The following is a 16001-nucleotide window of genomic DNA, read 5'->3' on the forward strand; positions in this document are numbered from 1 at the left end:
AGGCTACTCAAGGGAGTGACCTCTTTTTCATCATTTTGAACCAATATGAAAATGGCTAAATGGATATAGTATTAATTTTGATTCACCGTAAACTGCATCCTCGGAAATTAAACCATAATGGCGACTATCACTACTTTTTAGGCGATTGTCACCAAGCACAAAAAACATTCCCTTTGGCACTTCTTGTTCATTCACTAATTGTTCCAACGTAAAGTTTTCCGTAATGCGTAATTGATTAGGATCCTCTGTTTGGCGATTGACATAATCTTCTTTGTACGCTTTGCCATTGACATACAATACATCATCTTTCATTTCGACTTTATCTCCTGGAAGACCAATTACACGTTTAATATATAACTCATCCTCTACAGGTGATTGGAAAACAATTTGATCGAAACGTTCGATTTTACTTGTTTTACTTACAATAATAATATCCTTATCATGATACGTCGGATACATCGATGCTCCCTGCACTTTGATCGGCGCAAATAAAAATTGCTTACAGCCAAAAACGACAACTGCTGTAATGACAATAATTTTAATGTAGGATAGTATTTCTTTTTTAAAATTAGATGTTTTTTCCTCTTGCATGCTCATTCCCCGATACTGTTTTTTTATATAGTATAACATTTTCTCTATACTATTGACGAATGAATCACATAAATAGTTTCCAATTTATCGACTAAGCTTTCGTATAATTGCGTCCAGATTTTTTCATGCTGACGAGTAAAAATGAACCTGTGATACCTGCTGAAATAACATAAAAAATAGACAAGGCTACAAGGTAGCATTGTCTAAAAATGAACGTTTTAGTTGTTTGGTCATTATGAATGGTTAGATAGTGTAGTAGAGTGACGCTGCTCGTTTAATAAATCTGCTGCTAATACGATACCTACTGGTAATGCAAATGCTAATAAAATTGTGCCTATAATCATCACAATCACTCCTTTAACCATTTCTAATGTCAGTATACACTTAATTTTCTGATATCTCAAGAAATATTGAAAAATGATTGATGAAGCCATAAAAAAATCATTCAACTAGGCATGCGCCCTACCTGAATGATTTTTTATCTCTTACATAAACAATTTTAAACACAATACTTGTAGGCCTCTTATCGCTGATTGGACTGGATTTTTTCGCACTTTACGTTTAGGTACATAGCTTTGCATGCAATGATTCAGTGCTGTATACCTAAGCACCTGGGTCCTCCCATTCATTCATCTCCCTCCCTTCATGGCCCAAAGTTATAGCTAACTTACTTACTTTTTTGTAAATGATTTTTTAAATCCGTTTGTATTTCTTCAAGCTCTACCTCATTCGGAATGTAGTACCAAATATGGTTAATCCTTTGACCATCCCCCTCGTCAAATGACAACTGTTCAATATCTGCATCCATCTTTTTAAAAAGACCTTGCAGCTGAATAAGATCTTTGACAGAAAAGTTCATACGCACATTATCACCTAGAACATTCAGCATATCTGTTGCTTTTAATAACGTAGATGGTGTAGAAGCTTTTTTCATTACAGCTTCAATAATTTGGCGCTGACGAATTTGGCGACCAAAATCACCGCGCGGATCTTCGTAACGAATACGTGAAAAAATCAGTGCCTCATTACCGTCTAACGTAATTTCTCCCTCTGGGAAATGATATTCATCAAAAGTTAAATCCATATCATTATTGATGGTTACGCCCCCAAGCGTGTCAATAATTTGTAGAAAACCCTCCATATTAATAAACACATAATAATCAATAGGTATATTTAGAAAATTTTCCACTGTATCTACAGCCATCGGAACGCCACCAAAGGCATAGGCATGATTAATTTTATCAACGGTATCATGACCAATAATTTCTGTACGTGTATCACGGGGAATACTAAGCATTTTCATTGTCTGTTTTTCAGGATTCACAGTAATCACAATCATAGTATCGGAACGGCCGCTATCATCTTTTCGTTCATCGACCCCAAGCATGAGAACCGAGAATGGTTCTTTTTTGATCACTGTTTTTTCTTCGAGTTGTGCAGCATCCGTTGTTTGAATAAGTGGTGTATTTATTTTATTCATAGTTTTTTGGATGGTAAAGTAAGCAGCACCTATAAAAATTAAAAATATTGCTAGTAGGCTACCGACTATCCACAGCCATAATTTTTTCTTGCTCTTTTTCTCTTTTGAGCGTTTCATATTTTTTTCCATACATTAGTCCTTTCTTGCTTAACAATTTTGCCCCTCTTTTTGACGTATTAAGTTGGAAAAAAGTTTATCTAGTCTACTTATATGCATAATGGACGAAAAAAAGACGTACACTAGTATTTACTAAATTAACAGCATACTATTCCCTCATTTGTAAATTCCCTTCCTATTAGAGCCACCTATTAGGCTGACGTCCACTTTATTTATTGAAAATTCATTATTATTAATATATAATTTTAAGATACACTGTATCTATAATAGAAACAATTAATATAACTTATTTTAGGAGGAATGACCCTATGTTTCAAAATAGAAGAGAGAAACTAGTTTCCTATATGCAGCAACAGCAAATTGATGTGGCGATCCTTGTACCTGGGTCGAATATGTCTTATTTTACAGGTCTCCAGTTAAAGCAAAGTGAGCGCTTAACGTTAGTGGCTATCACGGCTAACGATCAATTATATTTTCTAGTACCACAAGTAGAACTAACAAAAGTTGATACGGAGTGTGCGAATGCTATCGTATCTTATTCAGATGAAGAGGGACCGACACAGGCCATCTGGCAATTAAAAAAAGAGCTGGGAGCGTCGCAAACACTTGGTGTGGAATTTGACACGATGCACGTAAAGGAACAAAAAGCAATCGAACACCTTACATATAACAATTTATGTGACATCGGTGAATCCATTCGTGAACTCCGTATGAAAAAAGAGCATCATGAAATAGCCTTGATGCGACAGGCTGTACAAATTGCAGAAGAAAGTCTTGAAGCAACATTGCCAACGATACGAGCTGGTGTTTCAGAAATGGAAGTCGCTGCACAATTAGAATATGAAATGAGACGACGTGGTTCAGAGGGAACACCTTTTGGAACCATTGTGGCATCAGGTTACCGAGGAGCGCTTCCCCACGGCAGAGCAAGCATGAAAAAAATAGAGACAGGCGAATTGATCGTCATAGACTTTGGGGCCATTTATAAGGGCTATGTGGCAGATATGACTAGAACGGTAGCTTTAGGGGAGATTTCTCCAACTTTAAAAACGATTTACAGCATTGTTAAACAAGCCAATGAAACGGCAATAGAAGCGATCAAACCAGGCATGACAGCACATGACATTGATGCTATAGCAAGAGGCATTATTCACGCCGCAGGCTATGGTGACAATTTCACACACCGACTTGGCCATGGTATTGGTTTAAGTGCACATGAGGAACCTTATATCATGCAGCATAATCAGCTAGTATTAAAACCTGGTATGGCATTTACAGTGGAGCCAGGTATCTACGTTCAGGATGTCGGCGGTGTTCGTATCGAGGATAATTTAATTGTTACAGAAAATGGTTATAAGAATTTAATGACCTATTCGAAAGAATTAATCATTTTATAAGGCTGGTGCGCACAATGTTAAATATGATGAAAATACAAAAAGATATGCCGCTACTAGAGCACTATATTTATTTAAACACGGCTGCTGCTTCTGCCATGCCCCAGCCAGTAGTGGATGTAATGACTAGCTATCTTCAAAAACAAGCGAGTATTGGTCCCTACTTACCCTCTTTTCGTCAAGAAATATATGCACAGGTAGAGCGTATACGAGAGAAAAGCGCATTATTTATCGGCGCCAAAAAAGAAGAAATTGCCTTTGTGCCAAACGGTTCAATGGCTATTAATTATATAGCAGGGGGCTTGCAATGGGAACAAGGTGATGAGGTCATTGTGCTCGATACAGAAATGTTAAGTAACTATGTGCCTTGGCTTGCCCTTCAGCAACAAGGTGTTCAGTTAAAAGTTTTGAAAACTAATGCGGAGTATCTAGTAGATTTACAAGAGCTGGAGCAACTCATCACGCCACACACAAGATTGATTGCCTTTGCCCATATGTCCAATGCTGCTGGTGCACTCCAGCCCGCCAAGGAAATTTGTCAGCTGGCACAGCAACACCATGTATTAACATTGATTAATGCCAATCAAACTGTTGGTTTAACACCGATACATGTTGCAGAGCTTGGCTGTGACTTTTTAGTTGCCTGTGGCCGAAAATGGTTGCGCGGCCCTGAGGGTTCAGGTATTTTATATGTGCGCCAAGCGCTTATCCCAGCACTCACACCTATTATGATTGGCTGGGGTAGTACCCAGTGGGATTATCAAAACGATGAGTATTCTTTTTTAGTAACAGCGAAACGTTTTGAGCCAGGCTGTCCAATCATCCCAAGTATTTTGGGATTGGGAGCAGCGATTGACTATGCCAACGCTATTGGTATTCACTCTATTTATGAAAGAGTACAACAATTAACGAACTATTTAGTGGAACAGCTCTCAACCATCCCAGGTATTGTGTTATATGGTCCGCAAAATAGTGCACATCGATTATCCATTACGCCGTTTAATATAGAAGGGATTTCTCCAGATGAGCTAACGAATGAATTAGCAGAACGTGGGGTCATTATTGAGGCTGGCACATTTATGGCCAATGCCATTATGGAACGTAATCAGATTAGTCAAATGGCTCGTTTTTCCCCACATTATTTTAATACGTTTGAAGAAATAGACACGGCTGTATCGTTCATGAAGGAAATCAGAGCAAAGGCCCAAGATAGATATTAACTATCTTGAGCCTTGTTTCAAGCTTATTCATGATACAGCTTAAAGCTATACTGATCGAAATAACGTTGAATATTCATCGCTCCATATTGAAGAACATTCACCATTTCAGGTAACTTTTCCTCTGTTGGTTTACGATAAATAGGTCCTGCAATCGTTAAAGAAGCAATTACTTCTTTTTTGCTGTTAAAAAGAGGTACACCAAGCCCAAAAACAGAATGAGCATATTCCCCCGTCGAGAAGCACCAGCCTTGTTGTTGAATTTTTTCTAAATCGGCTATCATTTCTGCGGGGTCAGTAATCGTTTCTGGGGTTAATCTTTTCATACCATGCTCCATAATCTCCTTCTTCCGATCCTCAGGTAGATAGGCCATGATGACTTTACAAGAAGCCCCAATATGTAGTGGTGTTCGTGTGCCCATTGACACCGAAAACTTAATTGTTTGAGAGCCTTCAGCTATTTCCACGGTGACGCCATCTTTGCCATCTAGCCAAGTTAGAAATACCGACTCTTTAATGGTTTCTGCAAGATTTTTCATAATTGGCAAAACAAAATCAGAAAGATTTAATTTATCTTTCACCATCTGACCATACTCTAAAAAACGAAGCCCTAATTCATATTTTTTTGTCTCAGGATTTTGAATCAGAAATCCATGACTCTCGAATGTAACTAAAATTCGATAAATAATAGAATGACTAATATTCATCTCCTTTGCTAATTCACGCACACCCCATGTAGGATTTTCTTTATTAAAATATTTTAAAACCTCTAATGAGTTATCTAATGTTTTTAATGTCATTTCACACCTCGATTGTCTCTATAATAGAACCGCATCTTGATTATAAAATGAAGCTGGACAATTTTCAATAAATTCAACTATTTTACAATTAGATTTTAAACAAAATATTGAGTTCGGGGGCCCTATCTGTTTAGAGTGATTCTATTCGAGCAAAAGGTGCGCTCTATCCACTAGTTTTCCCGTTTTATCCTTCACATATTGAGTTCTATCCTTCACTTTGAGTAATTCTATCCGTTCAAAGCCATTCTATCGAGCAAAAGGTGCGCTCTATCCACTAGTTTTCCCGTTTTATCCTTCACATATTGAGTTCTATCCTTCAGTTTGAGTATCCTATCCGTTCAAAGCCATTCTATCAGGCAAAAGGTGCGCTCTATCCACCAGTTTTCCTGTTCTATCCTTCACATATTGAATTCTATCCTTCAGTTTGAGTATTCTATCCGTTTAAAGCCATTCTATCGAGCAAAAGGTGCGCTCTATCCACTAGTTTTCCCGTTTTATCCTTCACTTTGAGTATTCTATCCGTTCAAAGCCATAGACTTCCACCACCTATGACATTAATATAAATATCCAGCAAAAAGAAAATCAACTCACCTCTATAAAATTTCTTAGAGGCGAGTTGATAATTAGCTAGTCATTTTTCTGTTGAATTCCCTGTACTAATTTCTCTTGAATCAGCAAATATTGGGCAATTTCCTTGTCATCTAATACTTCAAAAAGCTGTACAAAGACCTCTTTCCCGATGGATTGAGCCTTCGCCAAAGCTACTTTCCCCTCTTCCGTAATTTGCAAGCGAATGGTGCGGCGGTCAGATGGATCATAAAGTCTTTCCGCTAATCCAAGCTTAACCAATTTTTCTGCAATGCTTGTCATAGCACCTTTCGTATAGCCAATGGTTTCAGCTAATTCTGCTTGTTTTTGAGGGCCTTTAACATGTAGCTCGTTTAACACTAAAATCGGTGAAATTCCTAAAGGATATGGAAACGCTTTTGTAAAGCGTATAATATTGGCATTATTCACCTGTTCAATCATATGAATGAGTTTAAAAATATTTGTCTGTTTCAAAAAAATCCTCCTCGAACGCCCAGAACTAATGAAGCATTAGTGAACCTCCATCCACCATAATCGTTTGACCCGTGATGTATTGGGAATCGTCAGAAGCTAAGAAAACAGCTACTCGACCGATATCTTGCTCAATATCACCAAAACGACCAAGTGGAATTTTACTTCTAACCGCTTCATAATATTCTGGTTGTGCTTTTGCCCATGCCTGTACACCTGGTGAATCCGCAAGTGGACTAATGATATTGACATTGATACCAAAACGTCCCCATTCATTTGCGGCAACACGAGAAATACCGCGGATTGCTTCCTTAGCTGCGGCATAAGCTGCCTGTGTCTCATGGCCTTGAATACCTGCCCCAGATGCAAAGTTAATAATATTGCCCTTCGTTTCTTTTAAATGTGGGAGTGCTGCTTGCATTAAATAGAAGGTTGGATAAAAACCTGTCCCAAACGATAAATCAAGATCTGCCTGTGTTGTTTCTTCTATTGTAACTTGTTTCGCAGCATGAGCGTTATTAACTAGCACATCTAGTTTACCGTATTTTTCTACGACTGTATCAATAATTTTTGGTAATTGATCGCGTTCCATTAAATTCGCCTGCAAAAACATAGATTTTGGTGAGATTTCTTGCAATTCTTTTGCCATTACCTCACCCGCCTCTGCATTTAAATCAACAATTGTAACGACAGCCCCTTCCTTTGCCATTGCTTTTGCCATCCCACTACCGATACCGCCTGCTCCCCCAGTAATGATAACCACTTTGTCTTGTAGTTTACCCATCGCTAACACATCTCCTTTTCTTTCATTCCTAAATAGTTTAACATTAAACTATTTAATTTTAAACTAAATTGCTTTACCTTTATCCGTCACTACTATCACTTTATAATCATTCAACTAGCTATTATTTTTTGTTAAACGAATAAAAAGAAAAGCCTATTTTGGAGAAAGGTTAATCCAAAATAGGCTTTTCTAAAATTGATCTTTCCTGCAAGATAGTGCCGATTACTCTTTTCAAAACTTCTATTTCTGATTTGATATTACACCAAATATAGACCCTTTAATGTATGCTTGTCCTTGTAATGACTCTAATTGCTCTGGTGTGCCCGTAACTACTGCCCCTATCATTTTCACATCACTTTTATCAATGGTTCCTTTTTCCCCTATTAAAGCTTGATAAACCTGGTTTGTTTCCCATTCGAAGTTCTTGCTTTTACGAAGAAGCTCAATGTTTCGAATAAAGGTGTCAACCTCGTCACTTGAAGAACGTCGAGCTTTTGGTTTTGATTGCTCTGATTGAAACCCATAAATGTACGGATAATTGGCTGCAATCGTATTCTGTCCTTGCTTCAAAAAATTTATGGTATCCTCTGTAAAGGTATCCACCCACCACCAATCTACTTGTACATCAATAGGTAACTTGCTTTTAATCTCATCAAAACTATATGCATTGTCAAAAGAAATTGCTAGTTCTACTAAAGTATTTTTTTCCAATTGATTCAGTTGGCTGATACTATCTTGATAATTATCGTATGAAATCTTTGGATGATAAAAAAACATTTCTAGATCACCAGTGTAGTCATTAAACCGTTCGAATTGATTTGTTTCTGCTAGTGATTCTGAACTTTCTATTTGGATGGAGCTAGAGCCGTAACTTCGTGTAAGCGTTCCAAATAGATTATAATCACTTTCGATAGGCTTCCAAATATATGGTCTATGCTGATCTCCAAGTACCTTATATGTTGTTGTTTTTATTTTGCCTCCAAACAAATTATAGTCATATATCTGATTACTAATTTGAATATTTGGAGCACTTATTTCGTTAAATAAATGAATGTCATCCATTACTTTTTGAGCACTATTTAACGATAAATGCCTAAGACCATACCACAATACTATTAGAACAAGGGGTGTAACGATGAGTGTTATGCTAATAATTTTTATTGTGGACCAAAACTTCGCCTTTCTCATTATTTTTTTCGTCTGTTTCTCATCAAACAAAAAATCATTTTGTTCTTTATTCATAATATATATCCTCCTTAAATCGTTCAGTAAATTCTTCCCTAGCACGTCTGACATGCGTTTTTAGTGTGTTTTCATTTTTATTCATTAAGGTAGAAATTTCTTTGTATGACAATCCCAACTCATATTTCAGTATTAATAATTCCTGATGCAAGATGGATAGCGTTTCAAGTGTGTCTCGTATATCCTTTAATTTTTCCTTTTTTAGAACCTGAAAATCAGGAATATGAATCAATGAAGTCAACTGAACTTCATCAAATTCTGTTGTTGGATGACGCTTTTCTTTTCTTTTGAGATCATAAAACTGATTGGTTGCCACACGATATAGCCAACTCATTACTTTATCTGACTGAATCCCATTTCTATGTAATAAAAATTTATAACATGTATCTTGGACGATATCTTCTGCATCCTCATGGGCTAATCCACGTTTTCTCAAATAACGGTAGAGCAGAGATCCTACTTGCTGCAGAAACTCATTCATTGATTGATTTACCATGTCTACCTCCCTTCTGCCTATACAACGCAGAGCTCAATGAAAAGTTTACATATTAAAAAATTTCTACTAAATATTTCAGTTTACCGAAAAAATACAACAAAAAGGGAGCTGTGCATAATGGATGCTATACGGGGAGAGATTTCAGTAATATATTTATTGGTTTAGCTTTCGGCTTGTTTATGCACGATACCGTTCAGCTTCAATGGAAAACGACACGTATCGGTGTGGTAAGTTGGAAGACTACTAGATTTATTGGTTCAATTTATTCGACTAATAAAGATGCCGCGAAGACAAATCTCGCCAAAGCACAGTTCTGGTTTTGCAATGTTGGTTTACTATTGCTTTTTCTTGGCATGATAATGTACCCTACTGGTTATTTGAGCTTTTCATAGCAGGGGGTGGCGTTGCTGTAGTGCTGTCCGTTCTGTTGTTTTTTGTCAATATCTTTCCGTATGTAAGTTAAATAGGAAAGCCCCACTTTTATGAAGTGGGGCTTTCCGTAGATTTTATTGTAAGGAATTCGCTTGCATTTGATACATTTTGTTATAAATACCGCCAAGTGCTAGCAGTTCATCATGCGTGCCATTCTCTATAATTTGTCCTCGATCAAGTACAAGGATACGATCGGCATTTTTAATCGTAGACAGTCGATGGGCAATAATAAATGTTGTTCGTCCTTTTTTCAGGACATCCATTGCATGCTGAATAATTTCTTCCGTTTCCGTATCAATATTCGATGTCGCTTCATCTAAAATTAAAATCGCTGGATCAAAGGCAAGTGCCCGCGCAAACGAAATCAGCTGACGTTGCCCTGAAGATAACGTACTACCCTTCTCAATCACTGGCTCATCATAACCATTAGGTAAGTTCGATAAAACCCGTTCGCCTCCTACAGCATTTAAAGAAGCTTCTATTTTTTCGGATGATATATTAGGGTTGTTTAAGCCGACATTTGAAGCAATCGTACCTGTAAATAAGTAAGGATCCTGTAGCACTATTCCCATATGTTCACGCATCGTTTGACGAGGAACAGAGGTGATATCAATGCCATCAATGGTAATTTTGCCTTTTGATGGGTCATAGAAGCGGAATAACAAGTTCATAATGGAACTTTTTCCAGAGCCCGTATGACCAACTAAGGCAATCGTTTCACCTTGATGTGCCTCAAATGATAGGTTTTTCAGCACGTATTCATTGTCTTTATAAGCAAAGGAAACATCCTCGAAAACGACATTGCCTTTATATCGTTGGAGGCTTTTTTCAGAGACAGGCTCACCGTCTGTATCTAGCACCTCGAAAACACGTTTCCCAGCAATTAGAGAACGCTCAAGCTGAGAAAATTGGTTCACGATGTTCGTAATTGGATTAAATAGCTTTGTTAAATAATCGACAAACGCATACAAAGTACCCGCTGAAACCACTTGGGTTGCTGTAAATGATTGCGTACCAAAATAGAAAATAAAGACCGTAAACATAATTAGTCTTAACGTATTCACAAGGTTAAAGGATGTGGCTGAATCGAGCACTAATAGCTTACGTTCGTATGCATAATGCTCATTATTCATGTCATCAAATTCCTTCGTCATTTGCTGCTCACGACGGAATGCCTGAATAATGGTCATGCCTTGAATGGATTCATTAATCATGGCATTAATGTCAGCGATTTTTGTACGAATGACATCATTATACTTTGAGGCAAATTTTCGATACAAAATCATCCATACGTAAACAATAGGAATCATCGTTAAAGCTAGCATTGCCATTTTCCAGTTTAAAATAAAGAGTGCGATATATACACCAATGATGGAAATAAAGCTCGTAACAAAATTGGATAGCACCTGTACATATAAATTACGCACCGCTTCTGTATCATTTGTTACACGCGCAACAATTTTACCTGCTGGTAAATTATCGAAATACTGAATTGGTAAAGTTTGAATATGCTCAAAAACATCCTTACGTAATTTTTGAATGACGCGGTTTGCACCAATTTGTAAATAGATATACATAAAATAGCGTAATATAGCCGTTGCAATGGCTAACAGTAAATAAACGAGTAGTAGCCATGTAATCGGTTTGATTTCAATATGACCAATTGTCATGTAATTATCAATAATATGCTTGGCAATAAATGGCCCAACAAGCTCCGTAAATACGGCGATTGTAAGGAAGAATAAGCCTAGTAATATCGGCTTTTTAAAATGCATCGCATAGCGTGTTAAACGTTGACTCGTACTCATGAGGCACCCCCTTCTAGCTGCTGACGGTCAAATTGCTCTTTATACCATCCTTGTTGCGAAAGAAGTTCCTCATGTGTTCCCTGCTCTACGATTTGTCCATCATCCAACACGATGATAACATCCGCATGCTGAATACCAGATAGGCGATGCGTAGTAATAATCGTCGTTTTCCCATGACGTTCACGCTGAATATTTTCAATAATTCTTGCCTCTGTCTTGGCATCGACAGCCGAAAGCGAATCATCAAGCATTAAAATTTCAGGATCTTTAATCAGTGCACGAGCAATAGATACACGTTGTTTTTGACCGCCTGAAAGAGATACACCTTTTTCCCCAACAAGTGTTTCAAGGCCCATTGGTAAATTTTCTAAATCTTTTTCAAAATATGCGGCACGAATCGCCTGCTGTAATTCAGCTTGTGTCGCATCTTCTTTCCCAAATAATATATTTTCACGAATAGTACGTGAGAATAGCACATGATCTTGCGGCACATAGCCTATCCAATCAAGAATCTGCTCCTTGGTTTGAGAGGTGATGTCGATACCGTCAATGGAAAGCTGCCCCTGTCCGATTGGATACTCTCGCAATAATTGGCGAAGGAAGGTTGTTTTTCCCGCACCCGTCTTGCCGACAATGCCCAGCGTTTGACCTTTTTTCAGGGCAAGTGAAATTTGCTGTAAGTTTTTCACCTGACTCATTGGATATTGGAATGTTAAAGCATCAAAACCAATTGCATTAGGTGTCGCAATCATTTGTGGATTCGGAATATTTTGAACATCTGCATCATAGTTCAATGTTTCCTGCACACGATCCAGTGAGGCATTCCCTTGCTGCATAACATTGATGAGCTCTCCAATCGCAAAGATTGGCCAAACCGCTAATCCTAAATACACATTAAATGTGACCAGTTGCCCAACCGTCATTGCCTCTATCGCCACTAAATGAGCCCCGTAACCGAGTGCTACAACATAGCTAATACCTGTTCCGACTTTCGTAATCGGGCCGAATAATGCATTAATTTTAGCTGTATGAATATTTTTGGCATACACAATCTCACTCATATCCGCAAAATTAGCCTCATCCTTTTTTTCCTGCACATAGGCGCGCACCACTCGAACTCCTGCAACAGATTCCAGTACACTATCGTTCAGCTCACCAAAAGCGTCTTGAGCCTTCATATAGCGTTCATGAACAATTTTACCTAAATATTGTATGAGGATGGCCATAATAGGAACTGGTAACATCGCAAAAAATGTGAGCTTCCATGAAATCATATAGCCCATCGCAAAAATGATAAAGCCCATATAAATCGTTGAATCAATCAACGTCATAATGCCAAAACCAGCTGTCATGGATACGGCATTTAAGTCATTTGTTGCTCGTGCCATTAAATCCCCTGTACGGTTTTTCTCATAAAACGTTGGGGTCATGCGTAAAAAATGCTGCATTAAATTTCGACGTAATATTTTCTCAAGGTTTATAGCTCCTTCAAATAGTCGGAATTGCCACACAAAATTTAATAGATAGCCCCCAATAATAATCCCAATAAAAATGAATACATATTTTGTTAAAATAGCTGGTGTCATTTCTCCTGCAGTCAATAAATCGATAATGGAGCCTAATAAATATGGAGGAATGACCTCTAATCCACTGGCAATCATGAGTACCACAATGGCAACCGTATATTGCTTCCAGTATTTTTTAAAGAACCAGCCTAATTTACTTAACACATCAAACATACATTATAACCTTCTTTCTTCCATGCTGTTGTGGATGACTACCCACTTTCTAGAAATTCCTTTTTGAAAATCATTCGTTGTACTGTGTTTCTCATATACATACACTCCTTTTTAGTATTCACTACAACCTTTTTGGCATGAAAAAAGACACATACCCTAAAAAGAGCATGTGTCTCTTATAAAAGGCAGGATTGAACCCATACCTTTTTATGCAATCTTAAATAAGCGTTAGGCATGGACAATGTATGTAACTGTAATTGAATTTGATACTAATAAAATTAACATTGTCATGCCCTCCCTTGGTTTATTTGTTATAGTGTTCTTGAAGATTATCACACTATAGAAATATTTGTCAACTATCACCCTGTTATTTTTTTATCATTTTCAGGAAATAGTTAGTGCTTTAAAGCGTTGAATTATTGAAAAGAACCAAAAGGAAAGCATAGGCATAAGTGGTTGATTGACTTTAACATTACAGTAAATGTTAGGTCGCTTATATTGACCAAAAGGATGAAATGAACAAAAAGGGTAAAGAGAAAGAAAGTTCCTTCACAAGATTCAAGCACTCAAGGCTCGTTTCTTTTACAAAGCTATTGGTCATAACAAAATGATTATTACACGAAATCATTTTATAGGAAGGCTAACAGAAGAAATATTTCTAAAATTTTCATCTCATGATACACTTTCAATATAGTCATTTTTAGTAAGGGGTCTTTACGTTGAAGACATTTTTAGCAGTTAGCATCGGCGGATTTTTTGGCGCAATCAGTCGATATGGTCTTAATCTGATTTGGCCAAGCACAAACGGTTTCCCTTATACAACACTTTGTATAAATATAGTTGGATGCTTTTGCTTAGCATGGCTTTTCACCACTTTTATAAAACGCACACCGATTGTAGTAGGACTTGGGACTGGCTTTTGTGGTGCTTTTACTACTTTTTCGACATTTTCCTTAGAGACACTGCTCCTCCTTGAAAATAATGAGTGGCTACAGGCTGTACTTTATGTTGCCGTAAGTGTTTTAGGAGGACTAGCAGGTGCATGGCTGGGGATACGACTTGCAAGGGGGCGCATGGTATGATTTTAGTCGGGATTGGGGGAATTTTTGGCGCTTTGTCAAGATTCTATTTAGGAAAATTACTTGTACATCCATATCCATGGGCAACTTTTATTATTAATTGTACAGGCTCCTTTGCACTTGGTTTTTTATTCGCCCTGCATGTCGGTGACTGGTTGTGGCAATTGATAGGCATAGGCTTTTTAGGAGCCTACACGACATTCTCTACGTTTGGGTTTGAAACACTACAGCTTATAGAGCAACAAAAATGGAGACAAGCCATTAGCTATATTGCCAGTACCTTGCTAGTTGGAATTCTATTTGCTGCTATCGGTTATCTTGTTGTGTAAAGAGGTGATATGTATTGACACAACCATCAAATGAGCAACTCCAAGAACTTGAAGCTGAAATAGAACAAATACTCTATTCACTTATTGAGCTAGAATTAGAAGAAAATTATGCCGCAATGAATACACAATTTGCCTATTTACTAGCAAAGATTCAGGCAGCACAGCTAATTGATTACAAGCTGGATGTCCTCGTAGAACCTCAAGCTTATACAACGGAAACTTGTATTCTGCTACAAAGCTTAATTGAGGCCAAGACGAGGACAAATAAAAGGCATAGATTATTAACACACCGTATGATTTTAAAAATATGGTTACGTAAAAATCAACGATTCATGAGGGAATTTTTACCTCAAATGTTTTAGGCGCCTCTTTTAAATGTATACGTTCTTTTCCAAATAAAGTTGTCTGTTGTAAAATATCTAAATTAATATAGACGTTTTTCCTTCTATCATCATGGGCAGTTTTGGTTGACGGGATATACCTCAAGGCTCGCCCCACCGCATGCTGTTGCCCTTAACCTACTGAAAATAGGAAGTACCCTACTACTTTCAGCAGAAAAGGAAAAAGTTCGATTTGGAAAACGAATCGTTCTCCAATCGAACTTTTAAGGGCTTTAAGAACAACCTCTTTTTATGTTGAGGTTCTATAATTTAAAGTCGTTATTAACTGTTATTTTTTTATAGCTTCATACGTAAATACCTCTGAACCATTTGTTGGATATTTATTATACTCATAATCCGCAGAAATCGTAACATCTTTAAATCCAATATCTTGTAAAATTGCTCGAAACTCTTCTACTCCATACCACTTTAATGGGAAAACTTCTAACTCAGTGTCAATTAGTTTCGTATTTTGCCATTTCTGATATTTATTGTGAGTAATAGTAAATTGATTAATGTAGTCCACATCTACCAATACTTCTTCCAACGTTATAGAGTCACCGTCTTGATTCTTTAATATTCTAGTTGAAACATAACCCTTCTCAAACGACTCAGGAAGAAAAGTATCTACTATTAAACGGCCTCCATCCTCTAGGTGATCATAAAAACACTTTAAGGCTTTTAAAGAATCTTCTCTTTGATGCAATAATAGGAATGAGCCAGTCGGAATAATAATCGCCTCATATTTTTGTTCCAAAGAAAAATTGCACATATTTAATGAATATAGATTTGGTGAAAGCTCTCTTTCTGCACAATTTTTTTTGCATAATTGTAACATGTCATCAGAAAGGTCGAAACCTTCAATATTTAGCCCTTTATGCAATAAAGGTATTAAGATACGCCCATTACCAACAGCAGGCTCTAATATCTTTCCCTTAACGCCTTCTAACCTTTCTGAATAATACTCTACATCGCCAAATGTTTTACCAATATATTTATCTATATCATATAATTCTGTAGATAAACTACCATAAAAACTTACCATCTCTAGTCT

General features: G+C 37.2%; 16 protein-coding genes. 5 read left to right on the forward strand and 11 right to left on the reverse strand.

Going from position 1 to position 16001, the window contains the following annotated elements:
* Positions 1 to 30: 30 nt before the first annotated feature.
* From lepB to NST76_RS12355, 3 genes are all read right to left on the reverse strand, one after another.
* Complete coding sequence (lepB, locus tag NST76_RS12345; protein ID WP_036129105.1) at positions 31 to 591, reverse strand: signal peptidase I; 561 nt, start codon at positions 589 to 591, stop codon at positions 31 to 33.
* A gap of 233 nt (positions 592 to 824) precedes the next feature.
* On the reverse strand, positions 825 to 935 hold the full coding sequence (locus tag NST76_RS12350) for a hypothetical protein (protein ID WP_036129103.1): 111 nt from the start codon (positions 933 to 935) through the stop codon (positions 825 to 827).
* Positions 936 to 1258: 323 nt separating this feature from the next.
* The gene (locus NST76_RS12355; RefSeq protein ID WP_342543937.1) at positions 1259 to 2200 is read right to left on the reverse strand and encodes an LCP family protein; all 942 of its coding nucleotides are present in this window, start codon (positions 2198 to 2200) and stop codon (positions 1259 to 1261) included.
* A 296-nt stretch (positions 2201 to 2496) separates the two neighbouring features.
* On the opposite strand from NST76_RS12355, the gene NST76_RS12360 reads away from it, so the two are divergent.
* Together NST76_RS12360 and NST76_RS12365 are read left to right on the forward strand one after the other, a co-directional pair.
* Positions 2497 to 3585 (forward strand): aminopeptidase P family protein, encoded by a 1089-nt coding sequence (locus NST76_RS12360; protein ID WP_089932629.1) that lies wholly within the window; start codon positions 2497 to 2499, stop codon positions 3583 to 3585.
* A gap of 14 nt (positions 3586 to 3599) precedes the next feature.
* On the forward strand, positions 3600 to 4802 hold the full coding sequence (locus NST76_RS12365) for an aminotransferase class V-fold PLP-dependent enzyme (RefSeq protein WP_058844177.1): 1203 nt from the start codon (positions 3600 to 3602) through the stop codon (positions 4800 to 4802).
* A gap of 23 nt (positions 4803 to 4825) precedes the next feature.
* Here the strand turns inward: NST76_RS12365 and NST76_RS12370 are convergent, their stop codons facing one another.
* The 7 genes from NST76_RS12370 to NST76_RS12400 all read right to left on the reverse strand — a co-directional run bounded on the left by NST76_RS12370 (position 4826) and on the right by NST76_RS12400 (position 13159).
* Positions 4826 to 5599 carry an IclR family transcriptional regulator gene (locus NST76_RS12370; protein ID WP_058844176.1) on the reverse strand — a complete coding sequence of 258 codons (774 nt, stop codon included), beginning with the start codon at positions 5597 to 5599 and terminating at the stop codon, positions 4826 to 4828.
* Between the two features lie 627 nt (positions 5600 to 6226).
* The gene (locus NST76_RS12375) at positions 6227 to 6661 is read right to left on the reverse strand and encodes a MarR family transcriptional regulator (protein WP_036120548.1); all 435 of its coding nucleotides are present in this window, start codon (positions 6659 to 6661) and stop codon (positions 6227 to 6229) included.
* 25 nt (positions 6662 to 6686) lie between these two features.
* The gene (locus tag NST76_RS12380; protein WP_036120550.1) at positions 6687 to 7442 is read right to left on the reverse strand and encodes an SDR family oxidoreductase; all 756 of its coding nucleotides are present in this window, start codon (positions 7440 to 7442) and stop codon (positions 6687 to 6689) included.
* A gap of 240 nt (positions 7443 to 7682) precedes the next feature.
* Positions 7683 to 8684, reverse strand: coding sequence for an anti sigma factor C-terminal domain-containing protein (locus tag NST76_RS12385; protein ID WP_340811369.1), 1002 nt, complete (start codon positions 8682 to 8684; stop codon positions 7683 to 7685).
* A complete protein-coding gene (locus NST76_RS12390) occupies positions 8677 to 9180 on the reverse strand; it encodes an RNA polymerase sigma factor (protein ID WP_058844585.1) in 504 nt (167 codons plus the stop codon). Before NST76_RS12390 ends, NST76_RS12385 begins: the two co-directional genes overlap by 8 nt.
* Before the next feature lie 506 nt (positions 9181 to 9686).
* A complete protein-coding gene (locus NST76_RS12395; RefSeq protein WP_036120553.1) occupies positions 9687 to 11420 on the reverse strand; it encodes an ABC transporter ATP-binding protein in 1734 nt (577 codons plus the stop codon).
* Positions 11417 to 13159 carry an ABC transporter ATP-binding protein gene (locus NST76_RS12400; RefSeq protein ID WP_036120555.1) on the reverse strand — a complete coding sequence of 581 codons (1743 nt, stop codon included), beginning with the start codon at positions 13157 to 13159 and terminating at the stop codon, positions 11417 to 11419. Before NST76_RS12400 ends, NST76_RS12395 begins: the two co-directional genes overlap by 4 nt.
* 719 nt (positions 13160 to 13878) lie before the next feature.
* Between NST76_RS12400 and crcB (NST76_RS12405) the strand changes: the two genes are divergently transcribed.
* Genes crcB (NST76_RS12405) through NST76_RS12415 form a run of 3 tightly spaced genes read left to right on the forward strand, consistent with a single transcriptional unit; the run spans position 13879 to position 14929 of the window.
* On the forward strand, positions 13879 to 14241 hold the full coding sequence (gene crcB, locus NST76_RS12405) for a fluoride efflux transporter CrcB (RefSeq protein WP_342543938.1): 363 nt from the start codon (positions 13879 to 13881) through the stop codon (positions 14239 to 14241).
* Entirely contained in the window at positions 14238 to 14567 is a 330-nt protein-coding gene (crcB, locus tag NST76_RS12410) for a fluoride efflux transporter CrcB (protein WP_036120561.1), read from the forward strand. Before crcB (NST76_RS12405) ends, crcB (NST76_RS12410) begins: the two co-directional genes overlap by 4 nt.
* Positions 14568 to 14581: 14 nt before the next feature.
* Positions 14582 to 14929: a hypothetical protein gene (locus NST76_RS12415; protein WP_340809142.1), complete on the forward strand. Its 348-nt coding sequence runs from the start codon at positions 14582 to 14584 to the stop codon at positions 14927 to 14929.
* Between the two features lie 307 nt (positions 14930 to 15236).
* Here the strand turns inward: NST76_RS12415 and NST76_RS12420 are convergent, their stop codons facing one another.
* Complete coding sequence (locus NST76_RS12420; protein WP_342543939.1) at positions 15237 to 15992, reverse strand: class I SAM-dependent methyltransferase; 756 nt, start codon at positions 15990 to 15992, stop codon at positions 15237 to 15239.
* Positions 15993 to 16001 lie beyond the last annotated feature (9 nt).

Source organism: Lysinibacillus sp. FSL W7-1291, assembly GCF_038593415.1.
Lineage (GTDB): Bacteria > Bacillota > Bacilli > Bacillales_A > Planococcaceae > Lysinibacillus > Lysinibacillus fusiformis_D.